Annotated in this window: 24 protein-coding genes; 4 read left to right on the top strand and 20 right to left on the bottom strand. The window is 54.6% G+C overall.

The window, feature by feature from the left end:
* Nucleotides 1–2 precede the first annotated feature (2 nt).
* From H5T64_10195 to H5T64_10185, 3 genes are read right to left on the bottom strand one after another with little or no spacing between them, the layout of a single operon-like run.
* Complete coding sequence (locus tag H5T64_10195; GenBank protein MBC7264705.1) at nucleotides 3–812, bottom strand: ABC transporter permease; 810 nt, start codon at nucleotides 810–812, stop codon at nucleotides 3–5.
* Nucleotides 805–2,055, bottom strand: a complete 1,251-nt coding sequence (locus H5T64_10190) for an ABC transporter ATP-binding protein (GenBank protein ID MBC7264704.1) — start codon at nucleotides 2,053–2,055, stop codon at nucleotides 805–807. The genes H5T64_10195 and H5T64_10190 overlap by 8 nt, the downstream gene beginning before the upstream one ends.
* A gap of 56 nt (nucleotides 2,056–2,111) precedes the next feature.
* A complete protein-coding gene (locus tag H5T64_10185) occupies nucleotides 2,112–3,404 on the bottom strand; it encodes a glycosyltransferase family 4 protein (protein ID MBC7264703.1) in 1,293 nt (430 codons plus the stop codon).
* 136 nt (nucleotides 3,405–3,540) lie between these two features.
* Here H5T64_10185 and H5T64_10180 point away from each other — a divergent pair, with 136 nt between their 5' ends.
* From H5T64_10180 to efp, 3 genes are all read left to right on the top strand, one after another.
* The gene (locus H5T64_10180; protein MBC7264702.1) at nucleotides 3,541–4,515 is read left to right on the top strand and encodes a membrane dipeptidase; all 975 of its coding nucleotides are present in this window, start codon (nucleotides 3,541–3,543) and stop codon (nucleotides 4,513–4,515) included.
* A 91-nt stretch (nucleotides 4,516–4,606) separates the two neighbouring features.
* Entirely contained in the window at nucleotides 4,607–6,457 is a 1,851-nt protein-coding gene (locus H5T64_10175; GenBank protein ID MBC7264701.1) for a DUF2207 domain-containing protein, read from the top strand.
* 93 nt (nucleotides 6,458–6,550) lie between these two features.
* Nucleotides 6,551–7,108, top strand: a complete 558-nt coding sequence (efp, locus tag H5T64_10170) for an elongation factor P (protein MBC7264700.1) — start codon at nucleotides 6,551–6,553, stop codon at nucleotides 7,106–7,108.
* 93 nt (nucleotides 7,109–7,201) lie between these two features.
* Here efp and H5T64_10165 read toward each other — a convergent pair whose 3' ends face one another.
* From H5T64_10165 to H5T64_10095, 15 genes are all read right to left on the bottom strand, one after another.
* Entirely contained in the window at nucleotides 7,202–8,968 is a 1,767-nt protein-coding gene (locus H5T64_10165) for an immune inhibitor A (protein ID MBC7264699.1), read from the bottom strand.
* 160 nt (nucleotides 8,969–9,128) lie between these two features.
* Nucleotides 9,129–9,620 (bottom strand): hypothetical protein, encoded by a 492-nt coding sequence (locus H5T64_10160; GenBank protein ID MBC7264698.1) that lies wholly within the window; start codon nucleotides 9,618–9,620, stop codon nucleotides 9,129–9,131.
* On the bottom strand, nucleotides 9,617–10,828 hold the full coding sequence (locus H5T64_10155; protein MBC7264697.1) for a hypothetical protein: 1,212 nt from the start codon (nucleotides 10,826–10,828) through the stop codon (nucleotides 9,617–9,619). The genes H5T64_10160 and H5T64_10155 overlap by 4 nt, the downstream gene beginning before the upstream one ends.
* 15 nt (nucleotides 10,829–10,843) lie before the next feature.
* Nucleotides 10,844–12,256: a radical SAM protein gene (locus H5T64_10150; GenBank protein MBC7264696.1), complete on the bottom strand. Its 1,413-nt coding sequence runs from the start codon at nucleotides 12,254–12,256 to the stop codon at nucleotides 10,844–10,846.
* A 3-nt stretch (nucleotides 12,257–12,259) separates the two neighbouring features.
* Nucleotides 12,260–14,026, bottom strand: coding sequence for a DUF2207 domain-containing protein (locus H5T64_10145; protein MBC7264695.1), 1,767 nt, complete (start codon nucleotides 14,024–14,026; stop codon nucleotides 12,260–12,262).
* Nucleotides 14,023–14,778: a WecB/TagA/CpsF family glycosyltransferase gene (locus tag H5T64_10140; GenBank protein ID MBC7264694.1), complete on the bottom strand. Its 756-nt coding sequence runs from the start codon at nucleotides 14,776–14,778 to the stop codon at nucleotides 14,023–14,025. The genes H5T64_10145 and H5T64_10140 overlap by 4 nt, the downstream gene beginning before the upstream one ends.
* Nucleotides 14,771–15,853 carry a glycosyltransferase family 9 protein gene (locus H5T64_10135; GenBank protein ID MBC7264693.1) on the bottom strand — a complete coding sequence of 361 codons (1,083 nt, stop codon included), beginning with the start codon at nucleotides 15,851–15,853 and terminating at the stop codon, nucleotides 14,771–14,773. Before H5T64_10135 ends, H5T64_10140 begins: the two co-directional genes overlap by 8 nt.
* On the bottom strand, nucleotides 15,850–16,962 hold the full coding sequence (locus tag H5T64_10130; protein MBC7264692.1) for a glycosyltransferase family 4 protein: 1,113 nt from the start codon (nucleotides 16,960–16,962) through the stop codon (nucleotides 15,850–15,852). Before H5T64_10130 ends, H5T64_10135 begins: the two co-directional genes overlap by 4 nt.
* Nucleotides 16,963–17,014: 52 nt before the next feature.
* A complete protein-coding gene (gene mvk, locus H5T64_10125; protein ID MBC7264691.1) occupies nucleotides 17,015–17,950 on the bottom strand; it encodes a mevalonate kinase in 936 nt (311 codons plus the stop codon).
* 95 nt (nucleotides 17,951–18,045) lie between these two features.
* Nucleotides 18,046–18,825, bottom strand: coding sequence for a peptidylprolyl isomerase (locus H5T64_10120; protein ID MBC7264690.1), 780 nt, complete (start codon nucleotides 18,823–18,825; stop codon nucleotides 18,046–18,048).
* Nucleotides 18,826–19,284: 459 nt separating this feature from the next.
* Nucleotides 19,285–19,644: a 30S ribosomal protein S18 gene (locus H5T64_10115; GenBank protein MBC7264689.1), complete on the bottom strand. Its 360-nt coding sequence runs from the start codon at nucleotides 19,642–19,644 to the stop codon at nucleotides 19,285–19,287.
* A gap of 124 nt (nucleotides 19,645–19,768) precedes the next feature.
* Nucleotides 19,769–20,161 carry a single-stranded DNA-binding protein gene (locus H5T64_10110; GenBank protein MBC7264688.1) on the bottom strand — a complete coding sequence of 131 codons (393 nt, stop codon included), beginning with the start codon at nucleotides 20,159–20,161 and terminating at the stop codon, nucleotides 19,769–19,771.
* 56 nt (nucleotides 20,162–20,217) lie between these two features.
* Nucleotides 20,218–20,505 carry a 30S ribosomal protein S6 gene (rpsF, locus tag H5T64_10105; GenBank protein MBC7264687.1) on the bottom strand — a complete coding sequence of 96 codons (288 nt, stop codon included), beginning with the start codon at nucleotides 20,503–20,505 and terminating at the stop codon, nucleotides 20,218–20,220.
* A gap of 188 nt (nucleotides 20,506–20,693) precedes the next feature.
* The gene (ychF, locus tag H5T64_10100) at nucleotides 20,694–21,791 is read right to left on the bottom strand and encodes a redox-regulated ATPase YchF (protein ID MBC7264686.1); all 1,098 of its coding nucleotides are present in this window, start codon (nucleotides 21,789–21,791) and stop codon (nucleotides 20,694–20,696) included.
* A 53-nt stretch (nucleotides 21,792–21,844) separates the two neighbouring features.
* A complete protein-coding gene (locus H5T64_10095) occupies nucleotides 21,845–22,270 on the bottom strand; it encodes an NUDIX hydrolase (protein ID MBC7264685.1) in 426 nt (141 codons plus the stop codon).
* 111 nt (nucleotides 22,271–22,381) lie between these two features.
* On the opposite strand from H5T64_10095, the gene H5T64_10090 reads away from it, so the two are divergent.
* Complete coding sequence (locus H5T64_10090) at nucleotides 22,382–23,254, top strand: DUF1848 family protein (GenBank protein MBC7264684.1); 873 nt, start codon at nucleotides 22,382–22,384, stop codon at nucleotides 23,252–23,254.
* 7 nt (nucleotides 23,255–23,261) lie between these two features.
* On the opposite strand, the gene ccsA is transcribed toward H5T64_10090, so the two are convergent.
* Nucleotides 23,262–23,678, bottom strand: coding sequence for a cytochrome c biogenesis protein CcsA (gene ccsA / locus H5T64_10085; GenBank protein ID MBC7264683.1), 417 nt, complete (start codon nucleotides 23,676–23,678; stop codon nucleotides 23,262–23,264).
* Nucleotides 23,675–25,117 (bottom strand): cytochrome c biogenesis protein ResB, encoded by a 1,443-nt coding sequence (locus H5T64_10080; protein ID MBC7264682.1) that lies wholly within the window; start codon nucleotides 25,115–25,117, stop codon nucleotides 23,675–23,677. The genes ccsA and H5T64_10080 overlap by 4 nt, the downstream gene beginning before the upstream one ends.
* Nucleotides 25,118–25,483 lie beyond the last annotated feature (366 nt).

Below are 25,483 nucleotides of genomic sequence, written 5' to 3'. Positions count from 1 at the left end.
CATCAGACTTCTTCGCTGAAGATCGCGCTGTAGCGACAGAAAACCCAGTAGCCGACAATCATGATCCCCAATGCCGTCACGAAAGTCCGGAACAGAAAGTCCAGACCGGTTGGCGAACCCCAGTATAGAATGTCGCGATACGAGGCCACAAGCGAGGCCATAGGATTCAATATGCGCAGCAGTCGATGAACGTCTATCTGATAGCCCAGGATACTTTTGGTCTGTCCGATAACGTTGATGGGGTAGAAAATGGGCGTGAGGAAAAACCAAGCCATCAACACCACATTAATAATCACCGCTGTATCCCGGTAGAACACGTTAAGCGTCGCTAGGATAAAGGAGATACCTAAGGTGAACATCACCTGGATTAGGATGACCAACGGTAACATCAGTACCCAGACTGTGATGCGTGCGCGGAAAAGGGCGATGATGGCGAACAAAACGATCAGCGTCAGGAGGAAATTGACCAGATTGGAGAGCACGGTGGAAATAGGAAGCACCTCGCGAGGAAAATAGACCTTTTTGACCAGCGGAGCATTACCCACAATGCTGGTGACCGAACTGTTAACCGTTGAGGTGAAGAAATTCCAAGGTAGCAGACCACACAGAAGAAAAATCGGGAAGTTCCGGATATTGGGGTTAGGCATGATGATGGTAAAGACAAAGGTCAGTACCAGCATCATAAGTAGCGGGTTCAGGAACGACCAGAAAAAACCAAAGATGGAACCTTTGTAACGCACTTTTAGGTCGCGCACCACCAGATTATAGACAAGTTCTCGGTATTGAGATAATTCTCGCAGCCTGTTAATCATAGTTTACTTTATCCGAACTAGCCGCGTGGAGCACCCAGGAACTAGGAATGTGCACAATGCCTTGTCGTTCGTGTATGCCACCCCCGCGCACTTTAAATGAATACATCTGCGGATGACAATCGTACATCACGTATTCCATTTCATCATGCACGGCGACTGTGACATCATAAGAGCCCTCCAGGAGCGGCAGCGAGGACGCAATGTACTCTATGTAGCCGCTACCCTCAAGATGGGGGATTGGATAACCTGCTACTCGGGTGTTGGGACCAGTGATATGTACGCCATCGTTACGGAAAATAGCGATGCCAAACACTGGATTCTCTACACGCTTCTCTGCGCGATAGTAGATTCGCGCTCGGAAGGGAGCGCCGGTGACAAACTCACTGCACCGTCGGCCGGCTTCATCTACGAACTCTACCATAGTAATCTCCACTTCGCCAGAACCCCAACGACCGCGGAGTGCAGAGCTGCGGCCCGTAGCGCGCAGCTGAGCCGCATGGGCAGCGCGATAACCTTCTATGTAAGCATCGGTAACTGTCTGAGTATCACCTTGGGCGCGGACAATGCCCTCATCCAGCCAGATTGCTGTCTGGCAGAGATTTCGCACCGCAGCGAGGTTATGAGATACGAAGACAATGGTCACACCACCACGTACCAATTCGTCGATGCGCTGTAAACACTTGCGCTGGAATTCTATGTCGCCCACAGCCAAAATTTCGTCCACTAACAAGATCTCGGGGTTGGAGTGAACGGCGACAGAGAACCCTAGGCGCAGATACATGCCCGAGGAGTAGTGCTTGACCGGCGCATCGATGAAACGCTCTAACTCAGCGAATGAGACGATATCGTCGAATCGTTCATCCACCTGCCGCCGTGACATGCCCATGATTGCCCCGTTGAGGTAGATATTCTCTCGGCCAGTCAGGTCGGGATGGAAGCCTGCACCGAGCTCCAATAATGCGGAGACCCGCCCGTTCACTGTGATGCGACCTAAGGTGGGTTGGATGATCCGGCCGATGAGTTTTAGGACCGTGCTCTTGCCCGAGCCATTGGCCCCTATGATGCCCAGTGTCTGGCCGTGCTCTAGGGTGAAACTCACGTCATTTAAGGCCCAGAAAACCTCGCGATTGCTCTTTGAGCCGGGACGGACCAAACGAAGCATTACCTCTTGAAAAGAACGAGGCCGCTCGTGTTCGAGTATGAATCGCTTGGAAACTCCCTCAAAAATGACCGCAGCGCTCATGGACGCCTTTCCATGCCCATCTTGAAGACTTATCGGATTATAATCATACCCGTCCGTTAGCGAGAATCTGGCTCCGCGGGTTCTAATCTGTTCACTGCGAGCGCTTCCCAGTACACTGCCTCAACCTGTGTGGCTGTTTCGGCAATGGACTTGGGTGGCTCGATGTGCGCACGAACCCACTCCAGTTGCACAGGGTTCTCCACGATAGTTTGGATAATGGCACGTAGTGCCAGCGGGTCCCCAACGGTGAAGAGAAAACCGTTTTTCCCCTCCTGCACTTTCTCCGCCAGCGCCCCATTTCGAGAAGCAATCACTGGTACCCTAACAGCGGCTGCTTCCTGAATGACCAAAGGCGAGTTCTCGAACCATAGCGAGGGTACAATTAATGCATCAGCCCGGGCAATGGTTTCAAGTACTCTATCGTGGGGTACCGAACCCAGGAAGTGCACGCTTGGGTTCCGGCAATCCCGGCGCAACTTGGCCACGTAGTCCGGGAAGGTCTCTAGATCCCCATAGATACGTAACTCCGCGGAGTCGGGCGATAGACCATTGAAGGCCTCTATCAGAATGTGCACGCCTTTCTGTGGGGCTATGGCGCCCAGGTAAGCGAAGCATAGCCTGTCATTTCGTCGGCTCATATCATTTGGTAACGCTGTTGGCAGGCGAATGCCATTTTCTATGTAGACGATCTTGTCCCTGGGGAGTCCATGGGCAATGTATTTGGTGATAAGGAACTGAGAAGGTGCGATAAAACGATCCACGAATTGCAGAGCGCGATGCATCACTCGGCGGCGGTAGAAGAAAGGCCAGGTCGCTAAAGGTGTCACCCAACGCAAGGCCGATAATCCAACCCGTGCCGCAGCACAGAGGACACAGTCAGGACCTGTATCCACCATTTCGCAAACTTGCTCATCTGGCCGGATGAGTTGCGACTTGGCGCACATGTACCAGTAATCGTGCAGCGTGAGCACGACCGGCAATCCGTATTTCTTGGCGATGGGGATCAATTCTGCCGAAAGGCCCATCACATGCTGTACGTGCACGATGTCGGGGCGCACCTCTTCCAGAAGCGCACCGAAGCGCCGCTCGATTGCCTTATTGCGAAAGGAATACCAGAACTCCCCTATAAGGGTGCTAAGCCGGGCCGTCGCTTGGACCCTCACCGGAGCAAGGCGCAGGTCGGTAGAAGACTGTATGGCAGCAGCTTCCTGTGTTGTATTGACGTACTGGCGGTAGAATATCGTGACTTCGTGGCGAACGGCTAACTCACGGGCCAGGCTTTCGGAATGTATTTCTGTCCCCCCAAGACTCTCAGGAGGGAATTTGTGTACCACCATTAAGATACGCACGTCGGTGCGACTACCTCCGGGTCTTAATATACATCTTACCACAAGCCTGGCTCTTTGCGAAAACAGCCACTGCCAAACTTGCCCATGTGCACGAGGGGACTATAATATCGCCGCTAACTACGAAAGGGAGGACGCTTTGGACACACAGTCACTGCATCGGGACGCGATCATCTTCGATGGGCATTGTGATACTCTCCTTGAGATTCAAGAAGGCAATTGGAAATTGGGTGAGCGATCGGAGAGAGGTCACGTGGATCTGCCGCGCCTTACGGAAGGGGGTGTAACTGCACAGATATTCGCCTTGTACATCGCTCCCGAATATTTGCCCGCCCGTGCTACCTGGCAAGCGCTGCGCTTGATCGACCTCTTCCAACGCGAAGCCGAGGCGAATGCCGATCGCCTGCTTCTCGCTACCCGCGCTGCTGACATCGAGGAGGCCAAGCGGAGGGGTAAAGTAGCAGGAGTTCTAGGCCTCGAAGGCGCCGAGGCATTAGAAGGTGACTTGGGTGTGTTGCGTTTATTGTATCAACTTGGCTTGCGCAATGTAGGGATCACCTGGAACTTCCGCAACCAAGCCGCCGACGGTCTAGGAGAGAAACGCACTGGCGGGGGGCTCACTGAGTTTGGCGTCAAACTGATTGAGGAATTAAACCGCCTGGGCGTTATGGTGGACGTAGCGCACTTGGCCCCTGCGGGCGTGCGGGACGTGCTGGCCATCAGCCAAGGGCCAGTGGTAGCTTCTCATGCCAATGCCTATGCCGTTTGCCCGCACCAGCGCAATCTCACTGATGAGCAACTGGAGGGTATCGCTAGGAGTGGTGGGGTCGTAGGCGTCACTTTCGTTGCCAGTTTTGTGGCCGAAGATAAGGAACAGGCTACTCTGGCAAAACTGCTCGACCACGTGGACCATATCGTCAAGGTAGCCGGAATTGATCACGTGGGGCTGGGGTCAGACTTCGACGGCTATGAGGAAGGCGTACGAGAGATCAAAGATGCGGCCTCGCTACCCCTGATCACGTTGGGCATGGCCGAACGGGGCTACTCCGAAGAAGACATTCGCAAATTCCTGGGTGGCAACTGGTTGCGGGTGTTTCGGCAGATCGTGGGTTGAAGCAACCCTTGGCCGTTTGTGGAAAGAAATGATTCAGGATACAATTACGTGTGTTTTCCGATTCCATATTTCTCAACTAAGGAGGGCGCACATGAGCCCGTATAAATTGCTCAAGCTTCTCTTGATCACAGGGGCTCTTTTTGTGACCCTTGTGCCATTAGCACGTGCCCAAGGTAAGACATATTATTGGGAGTATATCAACGTTGATATTACTGTTTTGCCCAACTCTGATATCCGTATCGTAGAAACGCAGAAGTTTGTTTTCACCCAGGGATCCTTTCATTTCGCTTACCGCAATATTCCCACCAACCGACTGGAGGATATCACGGATGTGTCAGTAAGCGAGGGTAGCGCGCAATATCGACCCGGCGAGGAGTCTGAGTACACCTTCAAAACCGGACAGGAGGATGGCAACTTCCGCATCACCTGGTATTACCCTTACACTTCCAATGCCTCACGCACATTCACTATCGGCTACACTGTGAAGGGTGGGTTGCGCTTTTACCCTGGTGGCGATCAACTGTGGTGGAAGGCGGTCTTCCCAGACCGCGATTTTCCAGTGAACTCATCAGTGGTGACTGTGCATCTACCATCCCACTTTCAACCCGATTTGCTGAAAGTAGCAAGTTATGGAGCCAATGCCAAATACGAAGTTATAGATGGGCGCACAGTGCGTTTTGTGGCCGGACAGATCCCTCCAGGACAAGAACTGGAAGTACGCGTGCAGTTCCCGCATGGTGTAGTACAGGGACAGGCGCCATCCTGGCAGATAGCAGAGGATCGCAAGGCCGAATACGATGAAAAATACCGACCTTTGGTCAATTTAATCGGCGTGTTCCTCGGCGTGCTGATCCCAGTGTTTGGGCTAGCACTGTTACTGGTTCTCTGGTACACCCGGGGACGCGACAAAACGGCCGGCCTCGTTGCCGAATATCTCTCTGAGCCGCCTGACGAGTTGCCACCTGGCTTGGCTGGGGCTCTCCTGGATGAGAGGGCAGATATGCAGGACATCGTGGCTACCATTGTGGATCTGGCGCGTCGTGGCCATATTAAGATCACCGAGGAACAAGAAAAAGGCTTCCTTGGCCTTGGCGTGAAGCGAGATTTTTTGTTCGAGCGCACAACTGGCGAGGATGAACTGCGTGACTACGAGGAAGATTTGCTCTCCAGGCTGTTTCGTGGGCGGGAATGGGTGTATCTCTCGGATCTACAGGAAAAATTCTATACTGCTATCCCGGGCTTGCAGAAAAAGATGTACCGGGCTGTCGTGAAAGCAGGGTTTTTCCTAGAGAGCCCACAGAATATCCGTAATTTATATACGGGATTAGGCATTGGGTTATTCATAGTTGCCAGTGCGATGGTTTTGGGCGCGATCTTGTTGTTGTCTGATTACATGGACACGGGCATTTGCCCTTCCCTTGGCTTAGGTGTTGTTGCTGTGGCTATGATCATCCTGGGGCGCTTCATGCCTCGCAAAACAGAACTGGGCGCAATGGCCGCTGCCAAGTGGAGGGCCTTTAAGCGCTATCTCGAACACATCGAACACTATACGGACCTGAAAACAGCGCAGGATATCTTCGAGAAGTATCTGGGCTATGCTATCGCCTTCGGCTTGGAGCGCAGTTGGGTGAACAAGTTCGCTGCCGTGGGCACTCCAGCACCTACCTGGTATTATCCCTACCGTCCTATCCACTATGGTGGCACTGGTGTGGGTAGCAGTGGCGGAGGGGGTGTTGAGAGTGGGGGCATCCCGTTGTTACAATCCATCAGCGACGGTTTGAGTGGCAGTCTCCAGAGCATGAGTGATGGGTTTTTTGCCATGCTGAACTCGGCATCAAGCACTCTGTCCAGCGCGCCCAGTTCACATGGCGGTGGTGGCTTCAGCGGCGGCGGCGGTGGTGGCGGCGGAGGCGGAGGCGGTGGTGGCGGTGGTGCCGGATGACGTGCCACTGAGGAGAATCTGAGTTCTTTGTTACCCGGGATAGAATGTACAAGACTCTTGAGCGCTGGAGTCTAAGGGAGGGTTGTAAGAAAAATGATTGATGTGAATGATCTGAGGAAAGGCGTTACATTTGAATTAGATGGCGAAATCTACAAGGTGTTAGAATACCAACATTACAAGCCGGGGCGCGGCAATGCTATTATCCGCACCAAATTGCGTAATCTGCGCACTGGTACCATCATAGACCGTAACTTCATATCAGGTGACCGTGTCCGAGAAATTCGCCTGGATCACCGCACGGTGCAGTTTCTGTACCATGAGGGGGATCTCTACTATTTTATGGACGTGGAGACCTTTGAACAGCCGGTTCTATCAGCGGCTATGTTGGGCGATGCCGTGTATTACCTCAAAGAGGGCGTCGAACTGGAAATCTCCTCTTATGAGGGTGAGCCGCTGGATGTCGAATTGCCGGTCACTGTTGATTTGACCGTGACAGAGACCCTGCCGGGGGTGAGGGGCGACACGGCCCAGAGTGGCACAAAGCCTGCCACTCTGGAGACAGGGTTGCAGCTGCAGGTGCCTTTGTTCATTAACATCGGCGACGTTATCCGTGTGGACACCAGGACCGGGGAATATCTCGGTCGCGTCTGATAATCTGCGATGAAAAATGCGAGCGGAAGCATTGCTTCCGCTCTTTCACATTCCTGCGCTTCGGGATTCCGCTCCGGATAGCAATGCCCGATCTCAGCGCCTCTGCACAGAATAGCAGTAAGGCGCTGACTCCACTGTGAACGGGGCCAGGGCTGATATAACCAATACTGCTTCTTGCACACTCGATTCTGGTCCCTCAAGTGCTAGATGGGCCAGTCCATTCTCTGCCCATACCCGTTGTACCGGCATCTTAAGACCAGGTATAACGACCTGTACTAGATAACGCTGGGGCACAGTGTTGTCGGTGCGCATGAATCCTTGAGCGATCCAGTCGCTGTTCTCATCCTCCACGTCATCCCTGTAGCCCAATTCCGGAATCCGGATGTCATCTAAGCAAAAGCCATGGCCATTTACTTGGTCATCGGTGATATACTCGAAGCGGATGAGCACTTGTTTCCCTGCATAGGGTGTCAGATCTATTCGCTCCTGCACCCATCTTGCCGAGGCAGGCTTATCCCATGCATCAAAGTCGCGGCCGGATGTGCCGGTATAGCCCGGGCCGAAACTATTGCCGACGGGGTTCCACATGGTTGTGTGTGTCCCCGTTAGTACATTCCACCGGTTGCCTCCATCGGTTGAAACCTCGACGTAGGCGTAATCCCACCCTGCTTCGATGTCATACCACATCGAGAATTCTAAGGTCGCCGTGGTCAGGCTTGTGAGATCAAAAGCCCGCGTCAGCGTACTGTCGATTGCGTCACCTCGGTTAGACCACCACAGGTACCGTCCACTGGGAGCCTCAGTCGGGATCAATTTCGCTGTAGTCTGGCCTTGGAATTCGATCTCCAGGGGGCTGGTGATGCCCTGCAGCACAATGTAATCGGCAGCGTACTGGTGTACTGTGCCTGTGCCCTCATTGGGATAGTCCCTAATGACCGCTGAAGGCTCCAGGGTTATCCCAAGCGGTTCGCCATAGCCGTAGGCACCATTGGCCAGCGTTGCGTCATCAAGCCAGTTGGCGATGACCCAATCGGCGAATACATCTTCGAAAATCAGGCCTGTTCCCAACTCGGAGAGCACTGCGTTGAACCCGGCGATGCCGTTTTCGGGCCGTGCCACGAGGAGGCGTATTGCATCTGGCCCAAAGCGGCGAGCAAAGTAGCGCATGAAAAGGTACGATGCTCCATAATGTGGCAGTGCTGTGCTCTCTACTGTGCCCCAGGCGTTAAGTTGAGTATCTGATTGCCGAGCAAATTCACGCTCATGTCCACTTGTGGGCAGGCCATTGAGTTGTATGGCCAATTCGGAGCAACCTTCGTTCACCCAGGCATCTTCATTCGCATCCTGGGCCCAGTGAATCAGATGTTGAAATTCATGTGCCAGCGTGGCGTTGAATGCATCGCTGCCCGGCGAGCGGCCCTGGATGTTGATATAGAGCATTTCCCGTTCGTTGCTGTATGGATTGACAGCACGTAAATACTGGTTAGCGCTGTAAAAGTAACCCGAAGCCCCGGATAAGTCGGCGCACAGCACATGAATACGCGGATCTTCGTCCAGGCCGGGGTTTGGTTCCCAACCAAAGTAGTAGTGATCTGTGGGATAAATGTGTTCATCGAAGAACTCCACTGCCTGTTGGACGTCGTTAGGCAAGGTTGCCAGGTCATCTTGCACCCACAAATAAATGTGCTCGCCGATCGCCTGCAGTTCTGCGGTGATCGTGAAGACACCAGTTGAGTCGAGATCCATCACGGTAAATAACTCGTGATCACCTACTCTGTAGATGCGAGACGCCGATCTTGAGGCAAGAGCCCCACCGTCCACGCGGTCCAGGCGGCGGGCAACATCATGCAAATCTCGCATTGGGCTCTCGAGGAGAGGCTGAGGCGTCGGCGTGGAACGCTGGGGTTGGATAGGGGACAGTGGATGTAATCTGCAACTAATCTGGCATACTGCTGTTATAACAACATATACGCCCGCAAAGAGGGCTATTCTTTTCATCAATCTCTGCGTCTGGGACAGTCTATTCTTTCGTGATCTCCAATGCAGCACCGCAATTGGGGCACTTTCGCACCGCACTGCGCACCGCGAATTCGCTGCCGCAGTAGGGACATCGCTTGACCGCTTTGGCTGGCAAAACACTTTTGAACAAATAGACAGCGTAATCACCCCGCTGTTCCAATTGGCATTGGCCCTTCGCTCGGAGTCGTTCCAGGGTCTGTTTTGCCAAGGCGGCCGGGATAGAATAGGCCACTTGTAGTTGTTCGACAGTAACCTCGCCTTCTAACTGCTTGGCCAATTCCACCGCGCCTGTCTCTAAATGTTCGGGGCTGGTCTCGGCAATGCGTCGCAGAGTCGATAAGCCATAGGCCAGAAGCAGCCCAGCCGTGATGAGAAACGCACCACTTGTTAGGATGCGGCTAGTTGCGTCGATGGCGGCGATCAAGAAAATGATGCCGAGGATCAAGCAGAAAATGGCTAGGACCACGGCTATTATCGCGAGCATTTTGTTCATCGTCCGCGTTTCTTCCTCCGTCCTGTAAGATCCTTTGAGTCCCATGCCTTCGTCGCTGCGTTCAGCGATGCACCCAGGTCCTCAAACATTCGTTCGATAGTCTCTTCCGTTAATTTGGCTTTTATGAAATAGTGGATGCGCTCGCTGAATTCTAACGGGCGTGCTCCCAAGTACTTCTCATCTTTTACCTTGCTCTGGAATTCCCCCCACATGTTGTGAAAATCTGCCACTGTCTTGGATATGTCCACCTCCAGATCTGGGAGCTGATAGCGGCGCTGCTCTTCGAAAACCGTGCTAACGCTGGTGATAAAGCGGTCCATTCCCTCGCCTAAGCCTTTGAGCAAGCCTAGAACTTCCGCTACGCTGGTTAGACCACGTTGATAGCCTTCGCGGGATGTATTCAGTTCCACCAGTTTTTGCAGAGGTTCTGATAGTTCACCGGCATCTGGCGGAACCTCCTTCATCTCGACCAGCAGCGCTTCTGCTGCCCGGCGTAGGACAATGGCTTCCTGATTGGCAACGAGGGCATCCAATTGGGCCTGAAGTTGGGCCGCCTCAATACTAGCGGCCTGCCAATCGGCCTTCAGTTGTGCTTGTTGCCGCTCCGCTTCCATTTTGCGCTCCTGCCATTCCTGGCGTACAGCACGCAATTCGGTGATCACGCCCTCTAAATTCTTTTGCAGCGCAGCGTGTTGTTGTCGCAACTGGCGAATGGCCCCTGCATTTCGGATCCAACCAACTGGAAATGAGTTCAATCGGTTGATGTTGTTTTGGATGGCAGCCAATTCTGTCTCCAGCGATACGCGCCGGGCTTTCAATTCCTCTTCGCGTGCATTCAGTTCCGGATTGGATTTGCGCAAAGCCGCGATCTGGTCTTGAGCGTTCATGAGTGCCGCGTGTGCTGTATCCCGCTGGGCAGCCACCCGCTGGCATAGATCAGCGACCTCTTTGTCGAATTTCTCCCGTTCCTCTTTTAGGCGCCCCTCGAGTTGGGCTGCCAGCGAGGGCGGCAATGACTTTTTTTCGATCTGCTGTTGCAGTATTGTCAAGCAAGCGCTTGCTTGTTCCTGCCAATTTTGCATTACCGAAGCGTAGAGATCATTGAATTGATATTGCACTTCCTCGATCTCGCGATACACGTCGGCGATGCGACGGCGCGCTGTGCGCAGAAAATTGTAGAACTGCCCCAGGTTCATTTTCTCACCCATGCTGTCGCATCCTTCCTACTTTCTTTGGGTTGACAGGCCAACGCCCTGCGTGCGGCCCCACCACCTTCGCTTAACTTGCCACAGCAGAGATCGCCAGGTCGGAGCAGGTGTAGCGACATTGGCCAGCTCGTCGAAGTTGCCGCGCTGGTCCCAGTAGAGGGGACATGCACCGCAGCAAATAGTCTTGAGTTCGCAATTCTGGCACACCGGCGGTAAGAATTCCTTCCGTCGCCAGTACAGTGCCGTCGGGCTGAACCATACCTCAGCGAAACTATTGCGAAGCAGGCTGCCAATGCCTCGCTCGAAACTAGAGCAGGGTAGCACTTCCCCACTCGGGCTCACTGAAAGCAGTCCATCCACTGCTGCACAGGATTTGGAGCCCAGCCCATGGGCTATGGGGTTGAATATGCAGTAGGGCAGGGGAGAGTACCAGACAAAACGGACCCCTTTTTTGCGAGCGTGGGTCTGGACCATCTCGATAATGGGGCCAATCTCTCGGTAGGAGATCTCCTCCTCAGGGTGTCCCAGTGCTGTGCCCGTCTGAATGACCATGTTCATAGAAAAATATTCCGATCTCAGCTCTTCGGCTATGTAATCCACGAGTTCGAGCAGGTGGTTACGGTTACCGCCGCAGATGGTGGTGTTGGTATGAGTATGTATGCCTGCTGCTCGCAGTTCCTTCACCGCCCGCGTTGTCTTTTCGAAAGCACCTGGGTGGCGCACTACAGCATCGTGTATTTCGGCGCTGCCGCCTTCTAGGCTGACCTGGGCGGAATCCAACCCCGCCTCAGCCAAGGCTGCCACATACGCCGGTTGGGAGCAGCGTAGCCCATTGGTGATGAGGTTGACGCGCATTCCTTTGGCTTTCGCGTAACGGACCAGCTCTGGCAAATCGGCGCGCAACGTAGGCTCACCGCCGGTGAAGGAGACCGTTGGGCAGTGGGCCTCGTCAAAGATGCGGTCAATCACCAGTTTTACCTGGTCCGTTGTCATCTCGCTCACAGTCGACCCACGAGCCGGCGAATCGGCATAGCAAAAGACGCAGTGATTCTGGCAACGATAGGTCAATGCCACCTCGGAAAGGACCGGCAGATCTCGGCGATGGCTGCCAAAGGTGGTACTCCGGACAGCAGGTGCTCCGCACACATCATCTCGGAGCAATGCGGCTATGCCAACGAGCAACTGATACAGATCCTCGCGTACCCGCGCCTCGTCTACCTCATATTCGGCGGCTATCTCGCGCACGGTGGCCTCAACGTCTGGCACATCCCCTGTGTAAAGCCGTGAGAGCATGGCCTTTGCTGTTGCATTCAGGTAATGGACACGGTTCGGGCGCAGGATGATCAGCCCATCTTCCGAGCGTATATAGATGTAATCTCTCGTCTGAGAAACGAGTTCTTCGGCAAAAGACTGTAGGTCGGGCATCATGGTCTAAAACCGGCTTACACATGCGCTGTGGCAGGCCGAATGGCACGCCGAGTGGCACACACAGGCTGAATGACAGGCGCTGTGGCAGGCATCGTGGACGCAAGCGGAGTGGCAGGCATCGTGGACGCAGGCGCTGTGACAAGCCGAGTGGCATGCGGAATGGCAGGCGTCGTATCCTGCCATGCCCTCTGCGGAGCGGCCAGTGAGCCGTGCCGCTGCCCCCTCGATGCGCGATGCGGTCTCGGTCAGCACACGCTCAACCCCGCGTGTAATATCCCCGGCCAGGCTTTCGATGGGCGACACAATCTGCTCAGCGGCCTGGGCTACTGGCGACACCACTTCGCGCAGACCCTTACCGAACTCCGATGGTTCTGCCGCTACCGGCTGATAGCGCTCACTCACAATCACCCAAGGTGCATAAGGTCGTTCCCACCACTCCCAGGCCGGCCTGGGTTTGACCACGGTTTTGCGCTCCTGCTCATATTCTTGCCAGGCTTCTTCAGTCTTTCGTTGATAGGTCTTTCTCGTGGCCTCGGGGTCGGCGTTCCACATCTTGGGCTGCAGTTCTGCTGCTACTGCGGAGAGGATGCTCGGTATTTTCTCCTGGTCAATGGTGCCATCGTACAGGATAGCATCCACCAATGCCCTTTCGTAGGCACTCATAGGCAAATCGGGGTTAGTAACTTCTAACTGCAGCGGATTGCGATTAATAACCGTCAGCACACCGCGCTGCACCAAACCCATGACGATGAGCGTGATAGTCTTGGCAGAATTGCCCATATAAAAAGCGGCCTCGATGGCATTTAGGTCGGGAACCACGCCCGGCATCTCGAAGGTTTCGATCTCGATCTCCGGCGGCTCATAGACCTTTGGCTTGCGTCGCCGTCGCAACATTACTACCACCAATGCGATCACCACCAGCAACACACTCACAGTAACCCCGCAGAGTAAGAGAAGCGCCAGAGGGCTCAGACCTCCCCAGAAAGGCAGTGGCGTAGTCGTTGGGAGACCAGAAGGCGCCTTAGTAGGACCCAAAATGGGAGTTTGCCGAGGAGCAACGATCGCCGAAGCGGGTACGTAGAACGCGGGCCGAAAAACGTAAGCCTCAGGGGCGTTTCTTTTCTCGACATAAATGGACAGCCAGGTCTTGCCCGTGGCTTCGTCGGGTGTTGGGAAGTACTCCCAACGGTCGAAATGATCTGCATCGGCTGTGACCACCAAGCCGGTAGCATCCACTACAGCCTCAGTTACTTGTTCGGGCGTTTGGATATCCGAGGAGATTTCGATCGGGAGGATAAACTGCACTATCAACCTCTCAATGGGCAACGCCCATTGGAAAGGAGCCCAACCCAAGGCCCAGTAATCCTTGCCGTTCACAGTAGTGGGCTCAAAAACCGTCCGGTCTACGCTATAAGAAATAGTAATGGTGTACTGCCCTCCGCGTCGGGTGGGCTTGTCAAATTGTGCTGTGTAAGTGCCTGCTTTGGACAACGGGCTGAGTGTGACACTGAACGGTCCATCGGGACCATCCCCGCGAGATTCATAGATTGTGTGGGGCTCAGCAAAGGGGCCGATCTCGCGTATTCCGTTTCGACCATCCTCCATTTCCGTGAAGACTAGGCTATAGGTGATACCTAAACGCCCGTCACTTAATACCCGGACGTAGGATTCGGATTTATTTATCGTGACCGGGGTTTGGGCGTGCACGGGCACTAACCCAGCTGCCAGCAAACCGACTATCACAACCAAAATAAGAGCCGTTTTCTTCATCTTCCCCTCCTCAGCGCGAGGCCTATCCTCTCCGTGATGACAAGCCACGCGAAAGCGGGTAGGGCGAGCATCCTTCGCCAACGCCATGGCTCTCGATAAAGCCGATGCAGCCATTCTAGTCCGGCGCGGCGCATCCACATTGGCGCCCGTTGCGCTCTACCGGAGATAAAATCGAACGCTCCGCCGACGCCCATCGCTACAGGTACGCCCAAGCGATCCAAATTACGCGCGATCCACTTATCTTGTTTAGGCGCGCCGTAGGCTACAAAAAGCATATCCGGCGCGGCACACCGCACGATTTCGATTATTTCAGGTTCTTCTGTCGGCTCGGGAGAACCCACGTGTGTGCCGGCTATCATGAGTCTTGGAAAGCGTTCTGCCAGCCGACGTGCAGCCTCTGCCGCCACACCCGGTGCTGCGCCCAGAAGGAATATAGCATATCCTCGCTGGGTTGCCAAATCTGCCAGGTGTTGTAACATGTCTACACCAGTCACACGTTCGCGCAGCGGATGTCCCAGTAACCTGGATGCCCAAAGCAGGCCCGCACCATCCGGCAGAGAAAGCGCCGCATGGTTAATAATGTGGCGGAATTCGACATCGCGGCGAGCGGCGATGATGAACTCCGGGTTAACGGTGACGATCTGGTGTGGGGTCCTTTTCCGCACGAAACAGTCTATTTCTACTACTGCTTCGTTGTATGTAACATCATCTACTCGGACGCCCAGGATGTATAGCGATTTGCGATCAGCCATACAACAACCCTCTCGCAGCAGAGAGCACCATCTCCGTTGTCACTGCATCCATGCAGGCTCGCTCTAGGCATCCCTCCCGATGGCCAACGCCGTGCCCTACGTAAGAGCACGGTGCGCACGGGAGTGATGCGCGTACCACTATGTGCTTTTCATCTCTGGGCCATGGCCCCCAGGCGCGTTCGTTGGATGGGCCAAAGATAGCCACTACAGGCACACCCACTGCACAAGCCAAATGCATTACGCCAGAATCTACGCCAATAAATAGATTACAACGTGCCAAGACTGCCGCCAGTTGCTTCACCGTGGTTCGCCCGCAGAGGTTCAAGGCGGCGGTTTCCATTTGGGCGGCCACATCGTCCACATTGTCTAAGGCCGTGCCGACCAGCACGATGCGCGCCCCGTCGTGAATTGCCAATTCGTCGCCCACTGCAGCGAAACGTGCGGCATCCCAACGCCGGGCTAGGCTATAGCCTCCCGAGCCCGTGTGAATGACTGCCAGGGGCCCGTCACCAGGCAGGGCCTTTAAGGCAGTCCTGGCGAAGTGCACATCGTCTGGCCCGAAAGTGATTTCCAAATGAGTATTATCGGTGTGCGCTCCCAAGACAGACACCACGTCAAGCCAGTACTCCACCTCATGGCGTGCGCCGAAGCCACCATCGGCAATGCGGTGAGTAAGGAACCACCCCCGCCCATTGTCCAGTCCTAAGCGTATCGGCGCACCACATGACCAGGCCAAGGCAGCGTATTTGAGCGTACCCCACAGAGTACTTAAATGGTGCAAAATAACAACCCAATCGTAGCGTTGCCGGCGCAAGTCAAGACCTAAGCGCCACGCTGTGTCGATGGACATAGGGCGTAGGGCGCTGGTGATTCGATCATAGCGGAACTTGTCGAAGATAAGCACGTTGTTTATTAGCGAGGTGCTTTCGAGCACTGGTGCAGAATTAGGGGGAACAAGAGCGTCTACTCTTGCTGTTGGGAAGGTCTCGCGTATTGCACGCAAGGCAGGCGTCGCTGTTAGCACATCACCAATGTCTGACAGTTTCACCACCAGGATGCGACGGGGTTCCCTCATGCTTGTCTCCCGCCAATCGTGCTCAAGATCTCTAACACCCGACGTGCCGCTTTCTCCCAAGTGAATAACCTGACCCGTTCGAACCCGCGGGCTACCAGTTCGAACCGCAGAGTGGCGTCGTCCAAGATGTGATTCAATGCCGCAGTTATTGCCCCCACGTCCAGAGGGTCGAAAGTCAATGCTGCTTCCCCCGCCACCTCGGGCAGCGACGAAGTATTGGAACATACGACCGGCGTTCCACAAGCCATCGCTTCCAGGATCGGGAAGCCAAAACCCTCGTAAAGGCTCGGAAAAGCGAAGGCTATTGCCCCACTTAGAAGCGCTGGCAAATCCTCCTCGGCCACGTAGCCAGGTAAGATCACATGTTGTTCCAGTCCTAAGGCCTGTACGTGTTCTATAATGGGTTTATGAAGCCAACCCTGCTTTCCCCCAATGACGAGGAAGAGGTTCTCCCTCTCGATAGCCAAAGGAGCAAAGGCTTCTATCAGTCGTAGCCAGTTCTTTCGTGGCTGCAGTGTCCCCAAAGAGAAAATGTAGTCGCCAGGAATGGCGTATTTCGCACGGACGACGCGGTGAGATTCCCTATCTTCTATCGGGCGCATGTTGGGGTTCAAACCAGGATAGACCACAGTGATTTTCTGGCGTGATACTCTGTAGTGGCGTGATAAATCCATGGCGGTGCATTCGGAGTCAGCGATTACATGGGTTGCCGACCAAACATTGTAGCGGGTTGACCAGTCGAGGTAAAGGCGAGAGAGCCTGGGATGAGCCTCTGGGTAATAAAGATAGCCCAGATCGTGCACGGTGACGACGCTATGCCGAGGATGGATGATGGGCAGGACGTGGGCAGGGACAAAGAGAATGTCGGGGGTGGCACGTAGCATCTCCAGCGATAGGCGCACATGTGTCCAAAGGCGAGGGAAAGGCATTACGATCCATCGAGCGTTCGGGGCGCGCAGTGCCCCGTCTCTGGGAGGGTGGTTAAAGTACAGCGCATATTCGTTTCGTGAATCTATGTCAAGCAGCGCGGTTATCAGGTAATAAGAGTAATTTTCAGTTCCGCTTCGCTTGACGGTAGCGGCGCGGCTGGCATCAATGCCGATTCGCATCTAATTCTCCCAACTGAGGAAAAAAGTTGAGTTACCCCCGTTCTTGCTTGCACTAAGAAACAGCGGTGATGAGTACATCTCGAGCCCCCGCTTCGCGCAGTGCGCGCTCCACAGCAGTGGCTGTCTTGGGTGTCACCAAGGCGATCAGATTTCCTCCTCGGCCTGCGCCGGATAACTTGGCTCCACCTGCACCAGCCTTTCGCGCTGCCTTTGCAAGCAGATCCAGTTCGCGTGAAGAGACACCGAGCGCTCTCAATAACTGGTGGTTTTCGTCCATGAGAGGGCCGAGCAAATGGCTTTCGCCCCTCTCAATGATGATCCGTGCTCTTTGGACAATTGCCCCTATCCGGTTAAAAAGCGCTTCATATCGCTCGGGATTTGCTTCCCATGCAGTTCGCACATCGCCCACGACAACCTTGGTGGAACTTGGTATTCCGGTATCAGCAATGGCGATGTGAAAGGGTCGACCAACCTGGAAGGGCTCGACTGGCTTCCCACGCACGAAGTAGACTGGTTGCTCGAAAGCAATCACTGTGTTGTCAATGCCGCTGGGTGTGCCGTGATGTATGATTTCCGTCTGGTACACGAGTTCGGACACTTCCTGAGGTGTGATTGCGATGCTGAAATGGGCAGCCAGCGCGCGGACGATCGCTGTTGAAACGGCTGCGCTACTGCCTAATCCGCGGGCCAAGGGCACGGTCGAACGGACGGTGATGCAAATGGCGGGCCGGGGCGTGATGTGTAGCCACTCAAGGGTCTTCAGCACGATGGTTTCGAGAGGACGTGCTTGCTCGTTTATCGTGGGCTCAGGCCCAACACGATGGGTAAAACCAAGGTCCTCAGCCACGATCACAATCCCTTTGTCAGTAGGCACATCCTGCACTTCGGCTTGGGCTTGCACCTGCGTCACCGGGATGGCGATCGCGGGTCTGCCATAAACCACGGCGTGTTCGCCGAAAAGTATTACTTTGCCGGGCGCGTAGCCCATGGTCATGTCCATCTCCTCACAAAACCAATATAGCAAACAGCAGACGCACTGCCAAAAGAAAAGCCCCAGCATTGGGCCGGGGCTACCTCTTTATTTCAAGCACCTTCTTGGGAAGGTGGCACTTTATCTGAGGACCAATAACGCTTTACACCCTCGCTCGTGCGCTGGGCTTCCAGCCACTTCTGCCAAGCCTCCGCCTGTTTCGTTTCCAACATATCTGGGTCTAGAGGACGATTGGGATCGCGCTCAACGACCTTAATGATATGATACCCAAAGTCCGATTTCACCGGCTCACTGATTTGACCTGGCTGGAGAGCAAAGGCTGCCTGCTCGAATGGCTCTACCATCACGCCTTTCGGAAACCATCCCAAATCGCCGCCCTTCTCGGCACTACCGGTGTCCTTCGAAAGTTCCTTGGCCAACGCCGCAAAGTCTTCACCAGCCTGAAGACGGTTGAGCACAACCTTGGCTTCTTCTTCTGTTTCCACCAAGATGTGATACGCATGTATTTGTTCTTCAGATGTGGGCACCTCGGACTGGATGGCTTCGCGTACCTTCTGTGTCAAGAGCGAGATTTCAAAAAGAGCCCGAAACTGGGACTCAGTGAGCCCCGTGTTTTTCTGGATGGCAGCCAGGGTTGTCTGATAGCGTCGCTCGAATTCCTCGCGAGTGACTGGGGTCTCCGTAGGCCTCGGTGTTGGCGTGATGGCCACTGCGGTGGTGACGGGCGTAGGAGTAGGTGTCGGGGGGTTAGCGTCATATCCGAACTGGAGCTCGATCTCTCGCTGCACCTCTTCGGGGCTTACAGTGATTTGCCGCCGTGCCGCTTCTTGTCGGATGATTTCGTTATCAATGAGTTCATCCAGCACCGTCATGGGCAGGTTTGTGGCCTCGCTGCGCACCTCTTGGATCCGCTGCTGGAAGTACGAGATAAGGAACTGCTGGTTTTCGTCGCTTGGATCAAACTGACTTAATTGGGCCTGAAGCTGGGCGAGATAATTTGCGTTTTCAAAACGCCGATAACGAACCATCGCCTGGTAGTCACGGACGGAGATGACTGTGCTATTCACGACTGCGATTGGCTGGGCCGGTTTCGCGACGTATTCCTGGTATAGGCCAAAAGCCAAAACGCCCACTACAAGTACGGCCAGAACAACCGTACCTATCACCAAAAACCGGATCTGACGCTGCTCCCGCTCTTTTCTGGAAAGGACATGTCGCGACTCAATAACGGGCCTTTCCCTTCCTTTCTTTGCCATGATTCTACCTCAGTATTCAACGCGGCAGGGCCAAGAGACTACACACTGGCTGGGATTGTGGGTCTGCCCCCGGCTTTAGACGTGCGTGTATTCGACCGTAAAAGGCAGTAAGGCCAGGTGCCGAGCACGCTTGATCGCCACAGAGAGACGGCGCTGGTGTTTAGCGCAGAGGCCCGTTTTGCGGCGTGGCTTGATCTTGCCGCGATCGGTTAAGTAGTGTGCGAGCATATCCGTGTTCTTGTAGTCAATATGCTTTACGCCATCTACACAGAAAGTACAGACCTGCAGATGTAGGCGCGGCGCGCCATACCTGCCCCGGCCGCGTTGTGGTCGTTGCTCCTTACTTTCGCTAGGTCGGCGCCTTGGTTCTGGCGCAGCCTCGCTTTCCGCTTCCGTATCCTCAATCCGCTCTTCAACAATTGTGTCTTCGCTCAATTTGACCTCCGGATCACTATACTGCTGTTCTTCGATGGCATACGAATTTGCCAAGATGCTGCAAGTGTGACGCAATAGATGATGTAAGTTCGCAAACTTGGTGCGACTTGTGGCAAGTTTGTTCTCAGAAGCCCTCTTCTTCTGGACCAGGCTCTGTGCTCAGGCTTTCTTCCTCTGGCCGCATGGGTCGTTGGCTCAGGAGTAGCATGTCTTGGGCCACTACCTCGGTACGGAAGTGTTTTTGTCCGTCCTGGTCTTCCCAACTGCGCGTCTGAAGGCGGCCCTCCACATAGACGCGCTCCCCCTTACGCAAGTACTGACTGCAAATCTCCGCCAATCGACGCCAAGCAACAACGTTAAACCACTCCGTCGCCTCGCGTCGCTCTCCATCGTTATTCACCCAAGTTCGACTTACCGCAAGGCTGAAAGAGGTCACCGGTGTTCCATCGGGTGTGTAACGCATTTCCGGGTCCTTACCGAGATTGCCGATCAACATCACCTTGTTCAAGCCGCTCATCTAAACCCTCCTATTACCATAGCCTAAATTGTGATGGTTATGCTGTGGCTTGGGTGCTATTCTTCCACACGCACGATCAGATGGCGGATTACATCCTCCACTAACTTGATGGCCCGATCCACTTCTCGTGGCCCTTTCGCTGGCAAATCCACGCGCTGGAGAACATAGTAACCCTCCTCAAAATGCCGAATGGGGTAAGCCAAACGCCGCTTACCCCAGGGTTCCGTTGCGTTAACTGTACCGCCGGCAGCCGTGACAATATCTGCGACCTTCTGCACGGCTTGAGCTAGGCCATCCTCATCCAAGTTGGGCTGGAGGATGAAAGTCAGCTCATAGGTAGCCAAAGGCTCACCTCCTTTCCCCGGGGAACGCCGCAGGCCCAATCAAAGCACGCCTGGGGCGGAAAGGCTGTACAGGACTCAGATGTCCTGCCCCAGATTCAACCGTTTTTCTTTTCTACAATTATACATCAAAAGGCTATTTCTGCAAATTTGATGCAATGCCCAAGCAAGCCAATTGGCGATGGCTTGTTTCATACACTGAACCGGAAATGGATCACATCGCCATCCTGAACCACGTAGTCACGGCCTTCTAAACGTACCAATCCCTTCTCCCGGGCCGCTGCCAAAGAGCCAGCAGATACGAAATCGGCATAGTTTACCACTTCGGCTCGGATGAAGCCCCTCTCCATATCGGAGTGTATCATTCCAGCAGCCTCGATCGCCGGTGTCCCCCGCACAAGAGTCCATGCCCGAACCTCTTTAGTACCCGTAGCGGTGAAGAAGGTGATGAGGTTGAGGAGATGGTATGCCGCCTTTATAAAGCGCACTAATCCAGATTCACTTAACCCTATTTCTTGAAGATAAGCCTTGCTCTCCTCCTCATCCCACTCGGCCAGATCGCATTCCATGCGTGCTGAGATCACTACGACCTCCGCTCCCTCGGTGGCTGCCAGAGACCGCAACTTCTTGACGGCTGCCCCACCATCCGGCAAATCGCTTTCAGAGACGTTCGCTACATAGAGTCGAGGTTTCGCGGTAAGCAAGTTCAGACTCCTTGCCCAGGGCACTAAATCTGGCGGCATATCTGGCCCGCGTGCGCCTTTGCCCGCTCCCAAGCGCTTCTCCAAAATGTCCAATGCTGCCAGTTCGGCATCGAACTCACCGTGTTTGCCTTTGGCTTGCGAGCGAACTTTCTCCCTCCGCCGGGTGATGGTCTCCAAGTCCGCCATGATGAGCTCGAGTTCCACTATCTCAGTATCACCAATTGGGTCAATATGCTCGCTGATGTGAGGTATCTTTGGATCTTCGAAACAGCGTACCACCAAGGCCACCGCGTCCACATTGCGGATATGGCCTAGGAAACGGTTACCAAGCCCTTCACCTTGACTCGCACCTTTCACCAGGCCCGCGATATCTACCAGGCGGAGAGTAGTTGGCGTCACCCTCTCCGGTTTCACAAGGGCAGCGATATCATGTAAACGCGTATCAGGGATAGCGACCACGCCTACGTTTGGCTCGATGGTGGTGAAAGGGTAATCCGCGACGAGGGCCTTGGCCCGAGTCAGTGCGTTAAAAAGGGTCGATTTGCCCACATTGGGCAGCCCTACGATGCCGATTTCCAGTCCCATATCTTGTTCCTTCTCCTAGTGGCAGGGTAATATCTTCTGCGCGCAGGTGTGTTTCAGATCATCTCCCAGGCCCTTTCCAACAGCGGTCGGAGACGTGGGATAATAGCAAGATCCATCAAATCATCACGCGCCACCCAACGCGCGTCGGCAGCGTCCGAACTGGCCCGCACTTCCCCTTTTATATAAGAAGCCAATAAATCGATCAGCACGTAGTGATATTGCACGCGCCCCTCGATGTCGGGCAAGATAAGTTCCGTGACGTTGATCACGGGTCCGGCTTTTACTTCGATGCCGCACTCCTCACGGACTTCCCGCTCTGCTGCTGCTCGCAATGTTTCGCCCAATTCGACAATACCACCCGGAATGCTCCACCAACCTGTATTAGGAGGCTCGGCACGCTGGATGAGTAAAACCCGTTCATCGCGCAGCACTACTGCGCCAACGGCAACAACTGGGGCTGAAGGATATTCCACTGGCATCTATTGGCCTCTCACTCCCTAGACTTGACTTACATTATAACTCTGACCGGCGGGAATGAGCAATGAGTTCATTTTGCAGCGACGGGGGATGTATAATATTCATCGAGGACGATGAGCGCGAAAGAGAGAGTGCGACAAGTTATATCGGCGTCGCGACGGACAGACATCCCGATGCACTATCCAACTTGGCTGGCGGCGGTCATCCAACGGGGCGCAGCCGACGTACCCCAACCTTACAGCGGCAAATTGCGGGTGGTCTCCCTCCGCCCGGAAGATGTGCACACCATCGTCTTGTGGTCGAAAGATTTCGCGCCGTTACTGGCCAATAAGGGCGGAGTCCGCGACGCATTGAACCGTTATGACCAAGTCTTCTGTCATCTCACGGTGACAGGTTTGGGAGGCACACCGCTGGAGCCAAGCATTCGGCCCTGGGATCAAGTCATCGCACAACTGCCAGAACTAATTGCCTTCACTGGTGATCCTCGCCGCGTCACTTTGCGCTTTGACCCCATTGTCCATTGGTGGGAGGGCGGCGAGGTGCGCAGCAACTTGGTCTATGCAAAGGATATCTTCTGTGCCAGCGCTGCCGCGGGGATCACGACTGTGCGCATCTCCTTTGCCACACTTTACGGTAAAGTACGGGGCCGACGGGGATGGCACTGGTATGACCCATCGATAGAAGAGCGGCTGGAAATCACAAGCCGCCTGGTAGAACTAGCGAAACCTTTAGGCATCACTCTGTATGCCTGTAGTAACGCGAGTCTTGTCCCCGCCGGCGCAATGCCCAGCCGCTGCATTGACGGCGAGTTGCTATCGCTTCTACACCCTTTGGGCCTGCCCGCTGCTACCGGAAAGGACCCCGGCCAGCGAACAGAGTGCTGCTGCACTCCTAGCGTGGATATAGGCGCATATACGATGCGCTGCCCGAATGGGTGCCGATACTGCTATGCCAATCCGCGTATCCCTGCCTCCGCTGCACGATAACCGATTCCTATGACAGAGAAACTGCCAGCGCAAGCGCGGCGCTGACTGCCCCCACCAGTGTCATCCAGGCGGGTCCTACTCCCGCCCAGTTCAGCCGTAAACGACCACTGAGTAACGCTGAGTAGTAAAGCCAGAGCGCCAGGAGAGATGAAGTTTGTGGATCGCCTGGCCACACCCGACCGGTGGATAGCCATCCTTCCCCGATAGCCGAGACCATGCTCAGTGTTAGCCAGGGCATCCCAAAGGCAAGCCCCTGCTCCATCCATCTGTCTAATCGTTCTGCCGGCGGCACCTTGGGGAAGAGGGGGGATTGCCTCCATGTTATTTGCATGATGTAAACGAGCCCCGTTAACCCGGCCAGTCCGAAGGAGATAGTGGCCATTGCGGTGGCGATCATTCTCACTGCCTGCAAGGTGGCGATCATGGCTTGCCCTTGCCTTTGGGCTGCATGGCTGCTGCACGTTGCAAAGCCTGTTCGATTTCGTTTACCGGTGCTGGCTGCGGCCCCCATTCCATCGCATCGCGCCGCAACACTTCGTAGAGAGTAACCCACATGCCATCTCTGAGAGCATCCCCGCGCACCCATAAAAGATGACCAGGAAGCCACAATGCTCCTGTCACTCCAATAAGCACAAGCACCAGGCCGACCCCCAGCAACCATACTCCTGGCTCCTGCCCGATCTCCAAGACACCGAAAGGTTGGTATAAGAGGTGGAAGACATCGGATCCTATCACGACTGACATGTCTCCCGAAACGGTTTTCGATATGAAGGGTGTGGTCTCTTCACCCCGAAAGGCCTCCAGTTGGAAATAGGGTGCTTCGCTTATCCCGCCGACGGGCAAGCCCGGCGTGTAGACCAGGCGTAGGACGAGGTTGCGCTCTGGCACGATCACAAACTTTTCATCGCTCGCGCCAAAAAATAGTAACATCAGTCGTGCGTGAGAGGATGCACCAGTCTCCGGACTTTGCAGGAGTAATGTTCGGCCATTCACATCTGCGGCCGTTACTTCCAATGCGGGGCCCACCGACTTGAGGGTGAGGTAAATACCGTCATAATGGATTGCTGTCCGATCACTGGTCTCAATTGTGTGGATGACTGTCCCGCCGTGAAGGAAACTCATTATCCCGGCGGCTCGAGTGGTAGAGGGCAGAATGCGGAAGGAATCAGCACGCACGGCCAGGTCTTTCCCATGCCCGACTAAATACACCTGTCCGGGACGAAAAAGGATGTCGGATGCATGCCAACCCACTCGTTCGTTGACGAGCAGGCCCGTTAAGACAATCAAAATCCCCGCTCGAATTATCATGCCAAACAACATGCGTGGCAGTCCTTTCATGGCGATTAGAGCGAATCTTTGGTCACCGCGCATGATGCCAGAACGCACATACCCCGCTGCACGGAGGGCGTGGGCTACTGTATCAAAAACCACCCCAATAGGCAAGGACAACGCAATGGTTCTCTGGCGGAAGGGACCGAAAACCGGGTCAGGTGGTGCATCTACTGTTCCGCGATACAGCCGCCACAGTGCCGGGATGCAATCCAGGAGAACGATGGCTAAGTTGAATGCCAGGAGAGCCACGATAATGCGGAACCATAACGTGCTGTAGACATTGGTCAAGCCAACGAAGGAGAGAGCATCCATCCATGGGCCGTAACGCGCGCGTAAGTCGGCCAACCAACGGGCATAGATATTCGGGTCGGCCCCTGCTTGGGGCGGTGCCTGTGGGACGAGCAGGCTTATGAAAACCGTCATCGCCAGGGCGAGGAGCAGGAATGCTGTCAGCCGGGCTGAGCCTACCATCCGCCACAACTCGTCGAGGGGATCTCGTGCCAGGGGCCTTGAAGGTATGATCTCGCTCATTTCACGTTCGTTTTATGGCAAAACATTCCCGAAACTGGATGTTGATATGATACTTTGAGGAATGCCCCCTGTCAATTTGAACGAGTGCGTTATAGTTTGCCAAAATCCAAAGCATGTGCTAAAATATCGGTATGTTGATTCTAAAAGCATACACTTGTGGGATGGGGTGTGCTGAAGATCCGTTTCAAACGTACCTCGTCTGGCGCAGATTCGTCCATATTCATTTTCATTTATTCGGCCCAGCGTTGGAACACCAGATCTCACTATAGAATTCAGTGTGAAAGGGGCTGGATACCCCTTTTGGCGGTATCTCGGCCCCTAACTGCTTTCACTAAACCAGGACGAACAGCGCACCATTCTCCATAC

This window comes from Chloroflexota bacterium (assembly GCA_014360825.1).
Lineage (GTDB): Bacteria > Chloroflexota > Anaerolineae > UBA2200 > JACIWT01 > JACIWT01.
Note: the sequence above shows the minus strand (reverse complement) of the source record. Positions and strands in the feature narration are given on the sequence as shown.